Here is a 16,993-nt window from a genome sequence, read left to right on the forward strand (position 1 = left end):
TGCCATGACCCGCCCAAGGAGCATTCTGCAAAGGGCAGGTCATTCAGCGCAGTCCGTTACAGCGGAATGTTGTCGTGCTTTTTCCACGGGTTTTTCAGCTGCTTGTTGCGCAAGCTGGCAAACGCGCGCGACACTCGGCGGCGGGTGGATTGCGGCATGATCACCTCGTCGATGAAACCGCGCTCAGCCGCAACAAAGGGGTTGGCAAAGCGATCTTCGTAGTCCTGCGTGTGCTGCGCGATCTTTTCGGCATCGCCCAGATCGGCACGGTGGATGATCTCAGTCGCGCCCTTGGCACCCATCACCGCGATTTCAGCTGTGGGCCAAGCATAGTTGAAATCGCCGCGCAGGTGCTTGGAGGCCATAACGTCATAGGCGCCACCATAGGCTTTGCGAGTAATCACGGTGACCTTTGGAACCGTCGCTTCACCATAGGCAAACAACAGCTTGGCGCCGTGCTTGATCACCCCGCCATATTCCTGCGACGTCCCCGGCAGGAATCCGGGCACGTCCACCAGCGTCAGGATCGGGATTTCGAAACAGTCGCAGAACCGCACGAACCGTGCTGCCTTGCGCGAGCTGTCAATGTCCAGACATCCGGCCAGAACCATCGGCTGGTTCGCCACGACACCCACAGTCTGTCCTTCCAGCCGGATGAAACCGGTGATGATGTTCTTGGCGTAATCTTCCTGAATTTCGTAGAAATCGCCCTCATCCGCCACCTTGGTGATCAGCTCTTTCATGTCGTAGGGCGTGTTGGGATTGTCTGGGATCAGAGTATCCAGCGAGGTTTCAACCCGTTCGGGGCTGTCAAAGAACGGACGAACGGGCGGTTTCTCTTGGTTGTTCAGCGGCAGGAAATCGACCAGACGGCGCACCTCGGCCAGTGCTTCGACGTCGTTTTCAAACGCGCCATCAGCGACCGAGGACTTCTTGGTGTGGGTCGACGCACCACCCAGTTCCTCTGCCGTGACAACTTCGTTTGTCACGGTTTTCACCACATCGGGGCCGGTCACAAACATGTACGACGTGTCTTTGACCATAAAGATAAAGTCGGTCATCGCCGGGCTGTAAACCGCACCGCCCGCACATGGCCCCATGATCACGCTGATCTGAGGAACGACGCCCGAAGCCATGATGTTGCGCTGAAACACTTCGGCATAACCGGCCAGCGAAGCCACGCCTTCTTGGATTCGCGCACCCCCCGAGTCGTTGATTCCAATTACAGGCGCGCCGTTTTGGATCGCCATATCCATGATCTTGCAAATCTTCTGCGCATGGGTTTCCGACAGCGAACCACCAAACACGGTGAAGTCCTGACTAAACACATAGACCATGCGGCCATTGACTGTGCCCCAGCCGGTGACCACACCATCACCCGCAGGCTTTTGATTTTCCATCCCAAAGTCAGTGCAACGATGGTTGACGAACATGTCGAACTCTTCGAAACTGCCTTCATCCAACAACAGTTCGATCCGCTCGCGTGCTGTCAACTTACCGCGGCCGTGCTGCGCGTCGATACGCTTTTGCCCACCCCCAAGACGGGCGTCGTTGCGGCGGTCTTCAAGCTCAGTCAGGATGTCTTTCATGGCGCTAATTCCCTGTGAAATTTAGGCGAACACTATACGCACGGATGCCGTTGCCAAAGTACATTTCGGCAAATTTGCAAACCTTTGGCAACAAAGTTATGGAAAACTGTAAAATTGCAAAGTTTCATACTGAAACACCGTCTTGGATAGCATTCCCTGAAACGGTCACTATACATGTGAACCATGCAGTTTAGTTCGCCTATGGCGCGTCGGTCGCCACCCACCATTTTCACGCTGGTTTTGCTGTCGGGGCTGTCCGCCCTCAGCCTGAACCTGTTCTTGCCCAGCCTCCCAAATATGGCGCTGCATTTTCAGACCGACTACAAGGTCATGCAACTTTCCATCGCGCTGTACCTGCTGGTCAATGCGGTGCTGCAGGTACTGATCGGCCCGATTGCGGATAAAGCGGGGCGTCGCCCTGTTTTACTGTGGGGATTGGCGCTGTTTCTGATCGCCACGCTGGGCTGTATCTATGCGCCGACGGCCGAGGTTTTTCTAGCCTTTCGAATGTGCCAGGCCATCGTGGTGGTCGGCATGGTGCTGAGCCGAGCAGCCGTCCGGGATCTTTATGATCAGGATCAGGCGGCCTCGATGATCGGCTATGTGACCATGGGCATGGCCATCGTACCGATGATCGGCCCTGCCATCGGCGGCCTGCTTGAGGAAAGCTTTGGGTGGAAAGCTAATTTCTGGCTGCCTTTCGGCCTGGGCGCTTTGACGCTGGCATTGACCTTTGTCGACTTTGGGGAAACCTCCGCCAAAAGCGGTAAAACGCTGGTACAGCAATTCCGAGAATATCCAGAGCTGCTGCGCTCACCTCGGTTCTGGGGCTATTCCTTGTCCTCTGCCCTGTCTTCGGGCGCGTTTTTTGCCTATCTGGGCGGCGCGCCCTTCATCGGTACGGAATTGTTCGGCCTCAGTGCCGCGCAGGTCGGCATCTATTTCGGCGCTCCTGCTGTCGGGTATTTTGTCGGCAATTTTCTCAGCGGTCGATACTCGGTCAGATTTGGCGTGAACCGGATGGTATACTGGGGATGTTGGCTGAACGCGATGGGTGTTGCCTTGTCGGCCATCCTGTTTCTGGCAGGTTTTGGCACCGCGCTCAGCTTCTTTGGCCTCATGACCTTTGTGGGCCTTGGCAACGGCATGACGATCCCCAACGCGACCTCGGGCGCCCTGTCGGTTCGTCCGCATCTGGCCGCCACCGCCTCGGGCCTCAGTGGCGCGATCATGCTGGGCGGTGGCGCGGGCCTCAGCGCCCTGGCCGGGACGCTGCTGACCCATGAAACCGGCGCCATGCCCCTGCTTTGGCTGATGCTGGCAACATCGGCGCTGGCGATCTGCGCGATTGCGTCCGTCATCCGACGCGAGAGGCAACTGGGCTTGTAACACAGCTTGCACCGCATGGTTTGCAAAGTTAGCTTGCCACAACGGAAAAGTTGCAAAGAAACGCCATGGCCACTCAAAAGCTATATGCCGGTGCGAAACTGCGCGAAATGCGCACGCGCCTGACCCTGACGCAAAAGGAATTCGCCACCAAATTGGGCGTCTCTTTGCCCTACTTAAACCAGATGGAGAATAATAACCGGCCGATCTCGACCACAGTTGTTCTGGCTCTGGCACAGGAATTCGGTATGGATGTGACCGAGCTGAGCACCGGCGACAGCGAGCGTCTGGTCTCGGACATGCGCGAGGCTTTGGCCGACCCGGTTTTCGATGACGCCATACCACCACTGGCCGATCTGCGCCTGACGGCCTCGAACGCTCCTGCACTGGCGCGCGCGTTCATTGCACTGCACCGCACCTATCGCCAAACCCACGAACGGCTCGCTTCGCTGGACGAAGCTTTGGGTCGCGAGGACGCGCAGATTCAGGCCAGCCCCTGGGAAGAGGTGCGTGACTTTTTCCATTATTGCGACAACTACATCGACGCGGTCGACCGCGCGGCCGAACATTTTTCGACCCGCGCTGGTAAGGCCGATGGCATAAGGGCGGAAGCGATCAACAGTCTTAATGAGCGCGACATTCGGGTTCAATTTGTCGATATCCCCGAAACACGGAAATACGACGCTGACAGCAAGACACTGCAACTCTCGTCCCGTATCGCGCCGCAAACACAAGTGTTTCAACTGCTGCTGCAGTTGGCGCTTATCAGCCAGGACAAACTGCTCGAAGCCACCCTGGACTTCGCCAAGTTCCAAAGCGAGGAAGCCCGCGCCATCGCCAAGATCGGTTTGGCCAACTATTTCGCCGGGGCGTCCTTGATGCCTTACGACGCCTTTCTGACCGCAGCGCAGGATTATCGCCACGATCTGGAACTGCTCAGCAACCGGTTCGGCGCGTCAATCGAACAAGTGGCACACCGGCTTTCGACACTGCAACGCCCCGGTGCCAAAGGCATCCCGTTCTTCTTTGTCCGCGTTGATCAGGCTGGTACGATTACCAAACGCCATTCGGCCACTCGCCTGCAATTTGCACGTTTCGGCGGTGCCTGCCCCCTGTGGAACGTCCACCGTGCTTTTGAAACGCCCGGCCATTTCCTGCGGCAACTGGCGGAAACACCCGACGGCGTGCGCTATATCTCTCTGGCTAGGGATGTTTCGAAATCGGGCGGTTCCTATGGCGCGCCGGTGCGTCGCTATGCCATCGCGCTTGGTTGCGAAATCCGCCACGCCGAAGCGCTGGTCTATGCCGACAATCTCGACATCAATAACGCCAGCGCCTATGAGCCCATCGGCATCTCGTGCCGTATCTGCGAACGGCAAACCTGCCACCAACGCTCGGTCCCGCCGCTGGAACGCCGCCTGTCGATCGACGCCCACACCCGTGGAACCCTGCCATATAAGGTCACCTGATCTTCACCTGGCCTGAAAGTACTTCGGGGGAGTCGCGGCCTGCGGCGACGGGGGCATCACCCCCGCCTTAAGGTTTAGGCTTTCGACAAGATCGCCCAGATCTCATCCTTGAGCGCCGCGCGCTTCTTGCGCATTTCACCCTCGGTCAGATCTTCGACGGGTTCGATGTTGGTCTCGGCCCGATGCACGATGCGGTTGATCTCGTGATACTCATCCGCCAGCCGGGCAAAATGTGCATCCGATTGCTTGAGCTGGCTCATCAGCTCGACCTTATCCGGAAACTCTTCGGCCAGTTCATGCGGGGTGTGGGACATTCCTGTTCGCTCCTCAAAATATGTCGTTGCGATTCAGGTCTATACGTCTTTTCCACACCCTGCTTTGACGCGGATCAAATCACCGCTGCGCTGTTGCCCATGCCGGATGAATCCACGGACGGTCATTGGCTTTTGGCAGGGCTTCTTTACCCAACAGATGATCCGACATTTTCTCACCCACCATGATCGACGGCGCGTTGAGGTTGCCGTTGGTGATCTGCGGAAAGATCGAACTGTCGGCGACGCGCAGGCCGTCCACACCAATCACACGACCCTCAGGATCGACCACCGCATTCTTGTCATCGGCCCGACCCATGCGACAGGTGCCGCAGGGGTGATAGGCGCTTTCGGCATGTTCGGCGATGAAGCCATTCAGCTCTTCGTCTGTCTGCACGTCGGCACCCGGCTGGATTTCCTTGCCCGCATAGGGTTTGAACGCATCTTGCCCGAAAATCTCGCGGGTCAGGCGGATACATTTGCGGAAGTCCTCCCAATCCGCTTCGTGGCTCATGTAGTTGAACCGGATCACCGGCGCGTCCTCGGGCTTGTTCGAACGCAGCGTGACAGCCCCGCGCGAAGGCGAACGCATCGGCCCTACATGCGCCTGAAAGCCATGCCCCTCGGCCGCCGCCTGCCCGTCATACCGGACAGCAATCGGCAGGAAGTGATACTGGATGTCCGGGTATTCGACACCGGGGTTCGACCGGATGAAGGCCGCGCTTTCGAACTGGTTCGACGCGCCAAGGCCGGTTTTGGTAAACAGCCACTGCGCCCCGATCAAGCCCTTGCTGATCAGGTTCCAGTGCTTATACAGCGTGATCGGCTGCAGCGAAGCCTGTTGGATATAAAGCTCCAGATGGTCCTGCAAATTCGCCCCCACACCGGGGCGATCAGCGACAACTTCGATCCCATGTTCGGCCAGATGTGCCGCCGGACCAATGCCCGACAACATCAGCAGCTTGGGCGAGTTGATCGAGGATGCGGCCAACACCACCTCGCGCCGCGCACGGATAATTTCCTTTTTACCACCACGCACCAGCTCAACACCCGTCGCACGGCCGTTCTCTATCACCACGCGCGCGGCCAGCCCGCGCACGATATCGCAGTTTTCACGATTGAGCGAAGGCTTCAGGTAAGCATTCGCAGCCGACCAGCGCCGCCCTTTCCAGACGGTCTGCTCCATCGGGCCAAAGCCTTCCTGTTTTTCGCCGTTATAATCTCCAGTAACTTCATAGCCAGCTTGCTGACCAGCATCGACAAAGGCCTGAAACAGCGGATTTTCACGGGGACCGCGCGAAACATGCAGCGGCCCATCAGTGCCGCGCCATTCAGGATCACCACCATGGCCACCATCATGCCAGGTCTCCATACGCTTGTAGTAGGGCAGCACATCCGAATAGGACCAGCCATCAGCCCCCATCTCGGCCCAGGTATCAAAGTCACGCGCATGACCTCGCACATAAACCATGCCGTTGATCGAGGATGACCCACCGATCACCTTGCCACGCGGACAGGCCAGACGGCGGTTATTCAGGTGCGGCTCGGGTTCAGAATGATAGCCCCAGTCATAGCGCGACATATTCATCGGATAGCTCAGCGCCGCGGGCATCTGGATGAACGGACCGGCATCGGTGCCACCATGTTCGATCACCAGAACCGAGGCCCCAGCCTCGCTGAGGCGATAAGCCATCGCGCATCCTGCGGATCCTGCGCCAACGATGACGAAATCTGCTTCCATTATTTGGTCTCCATGCCCCGCCGAACCAAGTTGCGAATTTTCGGCGAGGAATCTTCGATTAGGTTGATAAGTCTATTCGCCACGCGGAAAACGAGCGTTTTCCTCGACGACATTCAGATCCATGTGATTGCGCATGTAGCGTTCCGATGCCTTCTGCAGCGGCTGGTAATCCCACGGGTAATACCCACCCTGCCGCAGCGCCTCGTACACCACCCAGCGGCGGGCCTGGCTGGCGCGGACATCCGCGTCGAACTGATCCAGATCCCAACGGGCCTCGGACTTGGCGCGCAGCGTTTCCAGCGTTCCGGCATGCGACGGGTCTTCGGCCAGGTTGGCCTGTTCGTGCGGGTCGGCCTCAAGATCGAACAACTGATCCGGGTCCAGCGCGCAGCGGTTGTATTTCCACTTGCCATAGCGCAGCGAAACCAGCGGGGCATAAGATGCCTCGGCCGCATATTCCATTGCTACGGGCGCGGTGCGCTCAACGCCCTTGGCCAGCGGCACGAGGTCTTCCCCATCGGTCCAAGGTTCGATCTCGACCATGTCGACACCTGCCAACGCACCCAATGTCGGCGTAACGTCGATTGTCGAAACTGGCGTGCCGATCCGGCCGGCAGGCAAGTCAGGGGCCGAAATCATCAGCGGAACACGGGACGAGCCCTCGAAGAAGGTCATCTTGAACCACAATCCACGCTCACCCAGCATATCGCCGTGATCCGAGACAAAGAGGATGATCGCCTCTTGCCGTGTACTTTCCAGCACTTCAAGAATCTCGCCTATCTTGTCGTCCAGATACGAAATATTGGCAAAATAGGCGCGGCGGGATTTGCGGATATCTTCTTCGGTGATGTCGAAGCTGCGCCAGTCATTGGCGTCAAAAATCCGCTTGGAGTGCGGGTCTTGGTTGTCATAGCCAAGGTCCGCGACCTCGGGCAGCAGATGTTCGCAATCCTCGTACAGGTCCCAATACTTGCGGCGCGCCACATAGGGATCATGCGGATGGGTAAAGCTGACGGTTACGCACCAGGGTCGGTCATCCTTACCGCGCGCCAGATCATACAGCTTGGTTTTGGCGTTATAGGCGACCTCGTCGTCGTATTCCATCTGGTTGGATATCTCGGCCACGCCTGCGCCCGTCACCGAGCCCATGTTGTGATACCACCAATCAATCCGTTCACCCGGTTTGCGGTAGTCGGGCGTCCAGCCGAAATCGGCCGGATAGATATCGGTGGTCAGGCGATCCTCGAACCCGTGCAACTGATCGGGGCCGACGAAATGCATCTTGCCGGACAGGCAAGTGTAATACCCCGCACGGCGCAGATGGTGCGCATAGGTGGGGATGTCGCTGCGGAACTCAGCGGCGTTGTCGTAGACGCCGGTCCGCGACGGCAACTGGCCGGACATAAAGCTGGCCCGCCCCGGCGCGCATAGCGGCGAGGCCGTATAAGCATTGGCGAACCGTGTCGACCTTTCCGCCAATTTCTTCAGATTGGGTGCATGCAGCCAATCTGCGGGACCATCTGGAAAGAGTGTCCCGTTGAGCTGATCCACCATCAGGATCAGAATGTTCGGTTTTGTCATTTTTCAGCCTCGAGCAGAGTGTTGAGGACACGCAATGCGTGATTAACCGCCAGTTGCGGCTTTTTCGGCGCGCTCAGCGCGGCGCGGATATACAGCCCGTCAATCAGAGCAATCATATTCTCGGCCGCTTCGACCGGGTCGCTCATCAACGGGCGCAGGGCATCAATAAGATTGGAACGGATACGCGCCTGATAGATCTGCCACAGGCGCAGCGCGTCATCGTTGGTTTGGGCCAGAACGTAAAACGTCATCCATGCAGCAATGACATCGGGCGTAAAGCACGAGGGCGCAAAACAGGCCCGGATGATGGCCTGCGCCCGCTCCTGCGGTGCGGCTGCCTTAAGCTCGCTGCGCGCCTCGGCACCGAAATCGGACAGGATGCGTTGCATCGCCGCCAGAAAAATCTGGTCTTTGCCACCGAAATAGTGATGCGCAAGGGCGCTGGACATGCCGGCCCGCTTGGCGATTTGGCTGACGGTCACATCTAGGGATTTCTTCGACCCAAGCTCGGCAATCGTCGCCCGGACGATTGCGTCTCGGCGGATCGGCTCCATTCCGAGTTTCGGCATAGCTGTCCCCTCCCTATGACTGGTAGGAAAACGCTACGGTGTTTTTATTGACTCGTCAATCAATAACCATTTCCGCACGCTGAAACCTGCTAGAGTTTTGGGGCTATACTGGGCGTGGTCAGGTTACTGCGGTTCAGAACCGCTTCGCGCCAGGCGATGAAGCTGACGGCAGACAGGATTAACGTACCCCCGGCAACAACCCAGATGTCAACACTTTCGTGAAAAACCAACGCACCCAGCAGCGTGGCCCAGATCAATTGCAGGAAGGTCACCGGCTGCGTGACCGCCACCGGAGCCGCCTGCAAGGCCAGCGTCATGAAATAGTGCCCCGCGGTGGCAAAGCAGGCGACCAGAAACAAAACCCAGATGTCACGCAAGCTGGGCGGCTGCCAAACGGCGATGGCAAAGGGGATCAACGCCAGTGTCACCCAAATCGACAAATGCGCCACGACCACCGATGGTGGAATATCGCGCACCAGCAGTTTGGCCAGCAGGTAGGACCCTCCAAGCAGCAGAGCAGTTCCTAACATGGCCAAGTGACCGGTCGAAACCTCTCTGAACCCCGGGCGCAGGATGATCACCACACCGACCAACGCCACCATTATCGCCGCAATCCGGCGAAAGGCCAGCGGCTCACCCAAGAACAGCGCCGCACCCAACGTGACATAGACCGGCGTCATATAGTTCATCGCCGTGACCTCGGCCAAGGGGATCTGGGTCATTGCATAGAACCACAGCATCACAGCAAAGGCGTGAATGATCCCACGCAGCCCGAACAGGGTCAGATGACGCTTTGTGAGATGAGTCGACAGGATCAAACGCAGGGCCGGCAACAGAAATACCAACCCCAGAGCATAGCGTATGAATGCCGCCTGGATCGGACTCATTGTTGTGCCCAGCGATTTGACCAAGGCCGTCATCACCACAAAGGACAGCCCGGCGGCAAACATCCAGAACATGCCCGCAAGGGGCCGGTATGAGGTTGCAGACGTTTTCATGCCGAAACCTGAACACTGAAACCTGCGCAGGTACAACCCTTCACATGGCAACAAGTTTCAGTGCGATTCCCAGCATGACAATACCGATGACCACATCCAGAATCTGCCAGGCACGCGGTCTTACAAAGACCGGGGACAGCACCCTGGCCCCATAACCGAGGGAAAAGAAGAACACGAAGCTGGACAGCATCGCACCGCTCGCGAAGGCCAGACGGTCATCATACTGGGCCGAGATCGATCCGATCAACACTACCGTATCCAGATAGACATGCGGGTTGAGCCAGGTAAAAGCCAGCACCGTCAGCAGCACCGACCGAAGGCTGGCGCGTTGGCCTTTGGTCACGTCCATCGCCGCCCCGCCCTGCCACGCAGATTGCAGGCTGCGCAGCCCGTACCACGTCAGAAAGATCGCCCCTCCGTATCGCATGACGGTCTCAAACCAAGGTGCCGCTTCGGCCAGCGCACCAAACCCCGCGACACCTGCGGCAATAAGGATGGCATCCGACACTGCGCAGGTCAGACACAGGGGAAAAACGTGTTCGCGCCGCAATCCCTGACGCAACACAAAGGCGTTTTGTGCCCCGATGGCTAGGATGAGGCTGAAGCCCAGTAAAAAACCGGCGAAAAGGGATGCGGACATAATGCCTCCTGTGCGTTCAGGGGCATTGACTATGCGCATTTTGGCATCCTATCAAATTAAAGATGTTGATCCTAATTAAGTCTAGCTAATGATACTCGACCCCAACCACTTGTCGGCTTTGTCGTCGATTTTGCGGCACGGCAGTTTTGAGGCCGCTGCGACGGAACTTACTGTGACGCCTTCAGCCATATCCCAGCGGATCAAGGCACTGGAAGATCGCGTGGGGGCAGCATTGATCAATCGCGGACCGCCTTGCACCGGAACACCGGCGGGGCTGCGTATTGCCCAGCATGCTGAGGATATCGGTTTGCTCGAAGCGAAGCTGGCCCGCGAACTGACATTGGATCAAGGCACCGGCCCGGCCCGTGTCCGCGTGGCAGTGCCTGCCGACGTTCTGGCCACGTGGTTCATTGATGCCATGGCACAGGTGGATGGGCTGCTATTTGATCTGGTGGTGGATGATCAGGATCACTCGGCCGAGTGGTTGCGTCGCGGCGAGGTCAGCGCTGCAATCACGGTAGGCGGTCAGCCGGTTTCGGGGTGCGACACCTATGCCTTGGGCGCGCTGCGCTACATCGCGACCGCCAGCCCGGCCTATATGCAACAATGGTTTGCCGAGGGTGTAAACGAACGCTCGCTGGCCCTTGCCCCTTGCTTGACCTTCAACCGCAAGGACAACCTTCAACGAACGTGGATCATCGAACAGATGGGGTGCCGGATTTCCCCACCCTCGCATTTTCTGCCGTCTCCGCAAGGGTTTGTGGAAGCGGCCATAGCTGGGTTGGGTTGGGGCATGAACCCTGTCGGGCTGGCGAAGAGCGCGCTAAATGATGGGCGACTACGTCCGCTGCTGCCTGAGGCCCCTCTTGACGTGGGTCTGACTTGGCAGGTGGGGCGCGTTCTGTCCTCTGCGCTGGTTCCGCTGACCCGCGCGGTCAGACAAACCGCGGCAAAGGAGCTTCTTCCGTCGCAATCATGACTGTCCCGGTTGCGCGCCCTTGGCCTTTTCCGCGTTGGGAAGGACCACGCGGTAACAGGTGAGGGCAGCAAACAGACTGACCATAGTGATGAACACAATGGCCCACGCAACCTCATGCATATGGGCGACCCCGGCCAAGGCCGCCGACAGGATCACCGCCGTGATCCGGCAAATACTTTTGATCGCCGCCGCGCCTTTGACACGTTGATCCTTGGGGGCCACGTCCAAATAATACAACTGCCGCGCACCGCTTATGCCAGTTACGGCCACGGTCACAACGAACAGCGCGATAGCATGCAGATGGACTGCGTGATCAATACCCAGAAAGTGGACAGTGACCAACGTGGCACCTGTCGCGGCAACCATCAGGTTTCCGGCCACCATGACGGCGCGGTGGGATTTCATGTTCACCAGCTGCCACAGCGGTGCCGAGACCAAATATCCCGACGCGGATGAGATGATCATGGCCGTCAGTCCCTTGGCTGAGGCATGATGTGCCTCGGCCGCGATCAGGGCAAAAAATGGCACCGACAGGGAGACCACGACCAAGGGCAACCGCATGACCAGATACCGACGGAACCAAGCCTGGTCGAACATGGCGGCAATATCGGTAAAGTTCTCTGAAAATTTCCGTTTCCGCACCCTTTGCGGTGTGTCCTTGACCTCATCCCCTCGTGCGATTTCTGAGATCGCAAGAATGGACAGGCCAGACAGAACGAAAAAGGCCACCGAAACCGCAATCACGGTGGAATGGCGGGAAAACGGTGGGTTTTCCTTTGTGATCTCATGCACCAGCAGCGCCAATCCGATGGCTCCCAACCCGCCTATACCTAATTGAAGATAGTGCATGATCATCCGCGATTTGGATTGCACTTGATCCCCTATCAGATCCGTTAACATCAACGATTGAATTTCTTCGATCAGGCCGATCACGAAGAACGCTGCGACAAAGGCCAGTGCAATTGCAGGAACAAACCCTGTCGCGGCCACCAAAACAGCCATGACAAGGCAGGCGCCTATACAAACCTCGGTTAGGGCAATCCCGCGTTTCTTCTGCTGTCGCGCCGAAATCGGCTGTGCCAGAAAGATATCCGAAATCATGCTGCCGACCATCCGAATCGACACCAATGCGCCTGCGATGAACATGGGCAATTCAAAAGAAACGGCCAGAAACGGCAGGACGATTGAAGGGCTGCCAAGCGTCCACGCGACCTGAGACAGGATGCTCTGACCGGTCAGAACAGGAATATTGCGTTTGGGTTGGCTGGCTGGGCTGTCCGTCATTCGCTCAATCAGATTATGTGCCGTTTGGGCACAGATATTCTGGTCAAGCCTATCGGGTTCTGTCCAACCGGCCAAGAACCCACAAAGCAAAAAACCCGACCAGAGGCCGGGTTTTCCAACAGAAATTCAAAACGCTTAAAGCTGCGCCATGACCTCGTCTGTGGCCTCGAAGTTCGTGGTCACGCGCTGTACGTCATCGTCATCTTCCAGCGCATCGACCAGCTTCATCAGCTTTTGCATGTCTTCCAGCCCCAGCTCGGTTGTAGTGGTGGGTTTCCAGATCAGCTTGGTAGATTCGGATTCGCCCAGCGCGCCCTCCAGTGCGTTCGACACATCATTCAGGTCGGTGTCAGCACACCAGATGATGTGACCGTCTTCCGAGCTTTCGACGTCTTCGGCGCCGGCATCGATGGCGGCCTCAAAAACGGTGTCCGCATCGCCTGCAGTGGCCGGATACACCACCTCGCCCTTGCGGTCGAACATGAACCCGACCGAGCCGGTTTCACCCAGATTGCCGCCATTCTTGGAAAAGGTTGAACGCACGGTCGAGGCGGTGCGATTGCGGTTGTCAGTCATCGTCTCGACGATCACAGCCACACCGTTAGGGCCGTAACCCTCATACCGGATTTCTTCGTAATCATCGCCTTCACCCGCAACCGACTTTTTGATCGCCCGGTCGATCACGTCCTTGGGGACTGAGTTCGACTTGGCCTCTTTAACTGCCAAACGCAGGCGTGGGTTCTTTTCGGGATCGGGGTCGCCCATCTTGGCGGCGACGGTGATTTCTTTCGACAGTTTGGAAAACAGCTTGGACCGCGCGGCGTCCTGACGTCCCTTGCGGTGCTGGATGTTGGCCCATTTGGAGTGGCCTGCCATGGTGCGTCCTCGTGATAGTGATTGCGTATTCGGCGCTCATATAGACGTTTGCAGGGCATGGGATCAAGAGAGCGGCTTGCGAGACGCCCCCTTGCGGGTATGGTGGCGGGATGACGACAGATCAGATTATTCTTTTCACCCTTTTTGCCACTGTATTCGGAATGCTTCTTTGGGGGCGGTTTCGCTATGATCTTGTGGCGTTTTCTGCGCTGTTAATCGGGGTCGTTCTTGGCGTCGTGCCGGTGGACAACGCCTTTGCCGGGTTTGGACATCCGGCAACCATTATTGTGGCGTTAGTTCTGGTTGTCTCAGCAGGGCTGGTTCGGTCGGGGGCGGTGTTTCTGATCACGCGCACGCTGGTTGATGCCTCGCGCGGGCTTGGCGCGCATATCGCACTGATGGGCGGGATCGGAGCTGTTCTGTCGGCTTTTATGAACAACGTGGCCGCACTGGCCTTGTTGATGCCGGTCGACATTCAAACCGCGCGCAAGGCGGGGCGGTCGGTAGGCCTGACCCTGATGCCGCTGAGCTTTGCCACCATTCTGGGCGGTATGGCCACCCTAATCGGGACGCCGCCTAATATCATTATCGCCTCAATCCGTGCCGAAACCTTGGGCGAGCCGTTCCGGATGTTCGATTTCGCCCCTGTCGGCGGGTTAGCGGCCATTGCCGGGCTGGCCTTTGTGTCTTTGATCGGATGGCGTCTGATCCCGAACCGCGGCCCGCAAGAGGAAACGTCCGAGGCGCTGGCGGAATACATCGCCGAACTGACCATCCCTCCGGAATCAGCGCATATCGGCAAGCGGGTCAGCGAATTGTATGAGGCCGCCGAGAAATCCGACGTCGCCATCATCGGTTTGATCCGCGATGGCAAGCGGCGCTATGGACGATCGGCCCATGCTACCTTGAAACCGGGCGACGCGCTGGTGCTTGAGGCGCGGCCCGAGGCACTGGATGAATTCCGTGCAGCGCTGAATCTCGATTTTTCGGACACGCGGAGGCAGGAGTTGCTGACGGCCGAGGGCGACGGGCTGGAAGTGATCGAGGTTGTTGCCACCGAAAGCGCCCGCATCACCGGACGCACCGCGCAAGGGTTAGGGCTTGCCTGGCGGCAAAGCACTGTGCTGATGGGCATCTCGCGCCAGGGTCGCCGTATCACCGAACAGGTCCGCAAGACCGAAGTCGAGGCAGGCGATATTCTGCTGCTGCTCTGCCCTCGTGACCGCAGTGCCGACGTGACCGAATGGCTGGGCTGCCTGCCGCTGGCCACGCGTGGCCTGAACGTCACCGCTAATGACAAGGCCTGGCTGGCCATCGGGCTGTTTGTCGCTGCGGTATTGGCCGCAAGTGTCGGGCTGATCTACCTACCGATTGCTCTGGGGTTTGTCGTAGTCGCCTATGTGCTGACCAAAATCTTGCCGATTGCCGATCTCTATAACCATATAGAATGGCCGGTCGTTGTGCTGCTGGGATCGATGATCCCGCTGGGCAGTGCTCTGGAGACATCAGGCGGCACCGAATTGATCGCCAATGCGCTAGTGCAACTGACGGATGGCCTGCCCGCATGGGCGATCCTGACGGTATTGATGGTTGTTACAATGACCCTGTCGGATGTGCTGAACAACACCGCCACAGCCATCGTCGCCGCCCCCGTTGGCATCCAAATGGCTCGCACGCTTGAAGTCTCTCCCGATCCGTTTCTGATGACGGTTGCCGTGGCAGCCTCGGCCGCGTTCCTTACTCCGATCGGGCACAAGAACAACACGCTGGTGCTGGGGCCTGGCGGATATCGGTTCGGGGACTACTGGCGCATGGGGCTGCCGCTGGAAATCCTCATCGTTGCAGTTTCCGTTCCTGCCATCCTTGTCTTCTGGCCGCTTTGATGGGTAAGGGCTCTGCATGAAACGATTTCTGATCCTGCAACTGCGTCCCGAGACCGAAGCTTCGGACGCCGAATACGCCTCGATTCTGGACAAGACCGGTCTGTCGACGAACCAGACCCATCGTATCCGTCTGGATTGTCAGGACCTGCCCGCGGGTCTGGATGTGACAGATTATGCCGGTGTTATCGTAGGTGGAGGCCCCGGCTGTGTCAGTGATGATCCGGCGACGAAATCCGAGATGGATGCAGGTATCGAAGCGGCCATCATGGGTTTGATGCCGCAGATCACCGCGAATGATCACCCTTTTATGGGCTGCTGCTACGGATTGGGCATTCTCGCGGCGCATCTGGGCGGCGATGTCAGCAAGAAACAGTTCGGAGAACCCGTCGGCCCCTCGACCTGCCAACTGACAGATGAAGGTGCGCTTGACCCGCTGACCGCCGGACTGGGCGACAGTTTCGAGGCTTTCGTCGGCCACAAAGAGGCTGTGCAATCCCTGCCCGACGGATGTGTCCACTTGCTGGCCTCGGACCCCTGTCCGTTTCAGATGATCCGCTGGGGTCAAAATGTGTATGCTACGCAGTTCCACCCCGAGGCCAACGCGCAAGATTTCGAACAGCGCATCAATATCTACAAGGATTTCGGCTATTTCCCGCCCGAAGACGCCCAGCGCCTGATCGATATCTGTCACGCCGCCGAGGTCACCAAGCCCGGCGAAATCCTGCGCCGTTTCGCCCAACGCTACATGTGACCTAACGGCGCGGTTGCCTGCGCCTTGAACACTCGCTTAGGCTGATCCGAACGGCTGAGGGAGGAGTTGTTCTTGGATTTGCTAATAAATGTCGGGCTGCCGTTGTCGTTGGCCATTATCATGCTGTCCCTTGGTGTTGGGCTTCAGGTATCTGACTTCCAACGGGTGCTGCGCCGGGGTTATCCTTTTACCATAGGCGCGCTAAGCCAAGTTGTTTTGCTGCCCGTCGCAGCCTTCATCATAGTCAAACTCTTCGCTTTGCCGCCCGAGATCGCGGTGGGGTTCATGCTGCTTAGCTTTTGCCCCGGAGGGGTCACCAGCAACATCCTGTCCAAACTGGCCAAGGCCGATGTCGCGCTGTCGGTTAGCCTGACTGCCGTGATCAGCCTGTTGTCCATGATTACCGTTCCCGTTTTGGCGGCTTGGACCATCGCTCACTTCATGGGCGAAGACGCGCCCGACGTGTCGATCACCGGGCTGGCAATTGCAATGTTCTTGATCACCACACTGCCCGTCGCCATCGGCGTCAGCCTGCGCCATTTCGCAGCCGGATTTGCCGAACGGATCGACGCACCGCTGTCCAAGACGGCCACCGTTCTTTTCGTTCTGATCGTGATCGCCGCGCTTGCCGGGAACTGGCAGTTGTTCGTCGACAACCTTGGGATCATGGGCGCGAGTCTGATCACGCTGAACGTTGCGCTGTTGGCGATTGGATTGGGAATTGCCCGTGCCGCAAAGCTGTCGTGGACGGAAAGCAAAACGGTCTCAATTGAAACCGGCATTCAGAATTCGACGCTGGGGATCACGTTGGCGGCGCTGATCACCGGGACAGACAGCGGGTTCAGCCCGCTGGCTCTGCCCTCGGCCGTCTACGGGATCATGATGTATGTCGTGGCCCTGCCCTACATCGCCTGGCTCCGCAGCCGCTGAAAGGAC

At 58.2% G+C, this 16,993-nt stretch carries 15 protein-coding genes; 6 read left to right on the plus strand and 9 right to left on the minus strand.

Annotated elements, in window-relative coordinates; genetic code table 11:
• Positions 1–56 precede the first annotated feature (56 nt).
• Complete coding sequence (locus ACR0AJ_RS04145) at positions 57–1,589, minus strand: acyl-CoA carboxylase subunit beta (RefSeq protein ID WP_170347979.1); 1,533 nt, start codon at positions 1,587–1,589, stop codon at positions 57–59.
• Between the two features lie 183 nt (positions 1,590–1,772).
• Between ACR0AJ_RS04145 and ACR0AJ_RS04150 the strand changes: the two genes are divergently transcribed.
• Both ACR0AJ_RS04150 and ACR0AJ_RS04155 read left to right on the plus strand, forming a co-directional pair.
• A complete protein-coding gene (locus tag ACR0AJ_RS04150; RefSeq protein ID WP_170347978.1) occupies positions 1,773–2,978 on the plus strand; it encodes a multidrug effflux MFS transporter in 1,206 nt (401 codons plus the stop codon).
• A 65-nt stretch (positions 2,979–3,043) separates the two neighbouring features.
• Entirely contained in the window at positions 3,044–4,444 is a 1,401-nt protein-coding gene (locus ACR0AJ_RS04155; RefSeq protein ID WP_170347977.1) for a helix-turn-helix domain-containing protein, read from the plus strand.
• 74 nt (positions 4,445–4,518) lie between these two features.
• On the opposite strand, the gene ACR0AJ_RS04160 is transcribed toward ACR0AJ_RS04155, so the two are convergent.
• From ACR0AJ_RS04160 to ACR0AJ_RS04185, 6 genes are all read right to left on the minus strand, one after another.
• On the minus strand, positions 4,519–4,758 hold the full coding sequence (locus ACR0AJ_RS04160) for an HP1242/YdcH family protein (protein WP_170347976.1): 240 nt from the start codon (positions 4,756–4,758) through the stop codon (positions 4,519–4,521).
• A gap of 79 nt (positions 4,759–4,837) precedes the next feature.
• Positions 4,838–6,496: a choline dehydrogenase gene (gene betA, locus ACR0AJ_RS04165; protein ID WP_480740157.1), complete on the minus strand. Its 1,659-nt coding sequence runs from the start codon at positions 6,494–6,496 to the stop codon at positions 4,838–4,840.
• Between the two features lie 72 nt (positions 6,497–6,568).
• Complete coding sequence (gene betC, locus ACR0AJ_RS04170; protein ID WP_170347974.1) at positions 6,569–8,077, minus strand: choline-sulfatase; 1,509 nt, start codon at positions 8,075–8,077, stop codon at positions 6,569–6,571.
• Entirely contained in the window at positions 8,074–8,646 is a 573-nt protein-coding gene (betI, locus tag ACR0AJ_RS04175; RefSeq protein WP_170347973.1) for a choline-binding transcriptional repressor BetI, read from the minus strand. Before betI ends, betC begins: the two co-directional genes overlap by 4 nt.
• Before the next feature lie 89 nt (positions 8,647–8,735).
• A complete protein-coding gene (locus ACR0AJ_RS04180) occupies positions 8,736–9,644 on the minus strand; it encodes a DMT family transporter (RefSeq protein WP_170347972.1) in 909 nt (302 codons plus the stop codon).
• 40 nt (positions 9,645–9,684) lie between these two features.
• Positions 9,685–10,284: a LysE/ArgO family amino acid transporter gene (locus ACR0AJ_RS04185; RefSeq protein WP_170347971.1), complete on the minus strand. Its 600-nt coding sequence runs from the start codon at positions 10,282–10,284 to the stop codon at positions 9,685–9,687.
• A gap of 88 nt (positions 10,285–10,372) precedes the next feature.
• Here ACR0AJ_RS04185 and ACR0AJ_RS04190 point away from each other — a divergent pair, with 88 nt between their 5' ends.
• Complete coding sequence (locus ACR0AJ_RS04190) at positions 10,373–11,263, plus strand: LysR family transcriptional regulator ArgP (RefSeq protein ID WP_480740160.1); 891 nt, start codon at positions 10,373–10,375, stop codon at positions 11,261–11,263.
• Here ACR0AJ_RS04190 and ACR0AJ_RS04195 read toward each other — a convergent pair.
• Both ACR0AJ_RS04195 and ACR0AJ_RS04200 read right to left on the minus strand, forming a co-directional pair.
• Complete coding sequence (locus ACR0AJ_RS04195) at positions 11,258–12,547, minus strand: permease (protein WP_170374411.1); 1,290 nt, start codon at positions 12,545–12,547, stop codon at positions 11,258–11,260. The two genes, ACR0AJ_RS04190 and ACR0AJ_RS04195, sit on opposite strands and share 6 nt — an antisense overlap.
• Positions 12,548–12,682: 135 nt before the next feature.
• Positions 12,683–13,423, minus strand: coding sequence for a YebC/PmpR family DNA-binding transcriptional regulator (locus ACR0AJ_RS04200; RefSeq protein WP_170347968.1), 741 nt, complete (start codon positions 13,421–13,423; stop codon positions 12,683–12,685).
• A gap of 110 nt (positions 13,424–13,533) precedes the next feature.
• On the opposite strand from ACR0AJ_RS04200, the gene ACR0AJ_RS04205 reads away from it, so the two are divergent.
• The 3 genes from ACR0AJ_RS04205 (at position 13,534) to ACR0AJ_RS04215 (ending at position 16,987) form a co-directional block, all read left to right on the plus strand.
• Positions 13,534–15,306 (plus strand): SLC13 family permease, encoded by a 1,773-nt coding sequence (locus tag ACR0AJ_RS04205; RefSeq protein ID WP_170347967.1) that lies wholly within the window; start codon positions 13,534–13,536, stop codon positions 15,304–15,306.
• A gap of 16 nt (positions 15,307–15,322) precedes the next feature.
• Positions 15,323–16,057: a glutamine amidotransferase gene (locus ACR0AJ_RS04210; protein ID WP_170347966.1), complete on the plus strand. Its 735-nt coding sequence runs from the start codon at positions 15,323–15,325 to the stop codon at positions 16,055–16,057.
• Between the two features lie 72 nt (positions 16,058–16,129).
• On the plus strand, positions 16,130–16,987 hold the full coding sequence (locus tag ACR0AJ_RS04215) for a bile acid:sodium symporter family protein (protein WP_170347965.1): 858 nt from the start codon (positions 16,130–16,132) through the stop codon (positions 16,985–16,987).
• Positions 16,988–16,993 lie beyond the last annotated feature (6 nt).

The sequence above is a fragment of the Ruegeria sp. CJ9 genome, assembly GCF_056536625.1.

What these genes read in the sequence shown, in the direction of transcription:
- ACR0AJ_RS04145 (WP_170347979.1), bottom strand. Translation starts at nt 1,589, where the DNA reads ATGAAAGACATCCTGACTGAGCTTGAAGACCGCCGCAACGACGCCCGT.
- ACR0AJ_RS04150 (WP_170347978.1), top strand. Translation starts at nt 1,773, where the DNA reads ATGCAGTTTAGTTCGCCTATGGCGCGTCGGTCGCCACCCACCATTTTC.
- ACR0AJ_RS04155 (WP_170347977.1), top strand. Translation starts at nt 3,044, where the DNA reads ATGGCCACTCAAAAGCTATATGCCGGTGCGAAACTGCGCGAAATGCGC.
- ACR0AJ_RS04160 (WP_170347976.1), bottom strand. Translation starts at nt 4,758, where the DNA reads ATGTCCCACACCCCGCATGAACTGGCCGAAGAGTTTCCGGATAAGGTC.
- betA (WP_480740157.1), bottom strand. Translation starts at nt 6,496, where the DNA reads ATGGAAGCAGATTTCGTCATCGTTGGCGCAGGATCCGCAGGATGCGCG.
- betC (WP_170347974.1), bottom strand. Translation starts at nt 8,077, where the DNA reads ATGACAAAACCGAACATTCTGATCCTGATGGTGGATCAGCTCAACGGG.
- betI (WP_170347973.1), bottom strand. Translation starts at nt 8,646, where the DNA reads ATGCCGAAACTCGGAATGGAGCCGATCCGCCGAGACGCAATCGTCCGG.
- ACR0AJ_RS04180 (WP_170347972.1), bottom strand. Translation starts at nt 9,644, where the DNA reads ATGAAAACGTCTGCAACCTCATACCGGCCCCTTGCGGGCATGTTCTGG.
- ACR0AJ_RS04185 (WP_170347971.1), bottom strand. Translation starts at nt 10,284, where the DNA reads ATGTCCGCATCCCTTTTCGCCGGTTTTTTACTGGGCTTCAGCCTCATC.
- ACR0AJ_RS04190 (WP_480740160.1), top strand. Translation starts at nt 10,373, where the DNA reads ATGATACTCGACCCCAACCACTTGTCGGCTTTGTCGTCGATTTTGCGG.
- ACR0AJ_RS04195 (WP_170374411.1), bottom strand. Translation starts at nt 12,547, where the DNA reads ATGACGGACAGCCCAGCCAGCCAACCCAAACGCAATATTCCTGTTCTG.
- ACR0AJ_RS04200 (WP_170347968.1), bottom strand. Translation starts at nt 13,423, where the DNA reads ATGGCAGGCCACTCCAAATGGGCCAACATCCAGCACCGCAAGGGACGT.
- ACR0AJ_RS04205 (WP_170347967.1), top strand. Translation starts at nt 13,534, where the DNA reads ATGACGACAGATCAGATTATTCTTTTCACCCTTTTTGCCACTGTATTC.
- ACR0AJ_RS04210 (WP_170347966.1), top strand. Translation starts at nt 15,323, where the DNA reads ATGAAACGATTTCTGATCCTGCAACTGCGTCCCGAGACCGAAGCTTCG.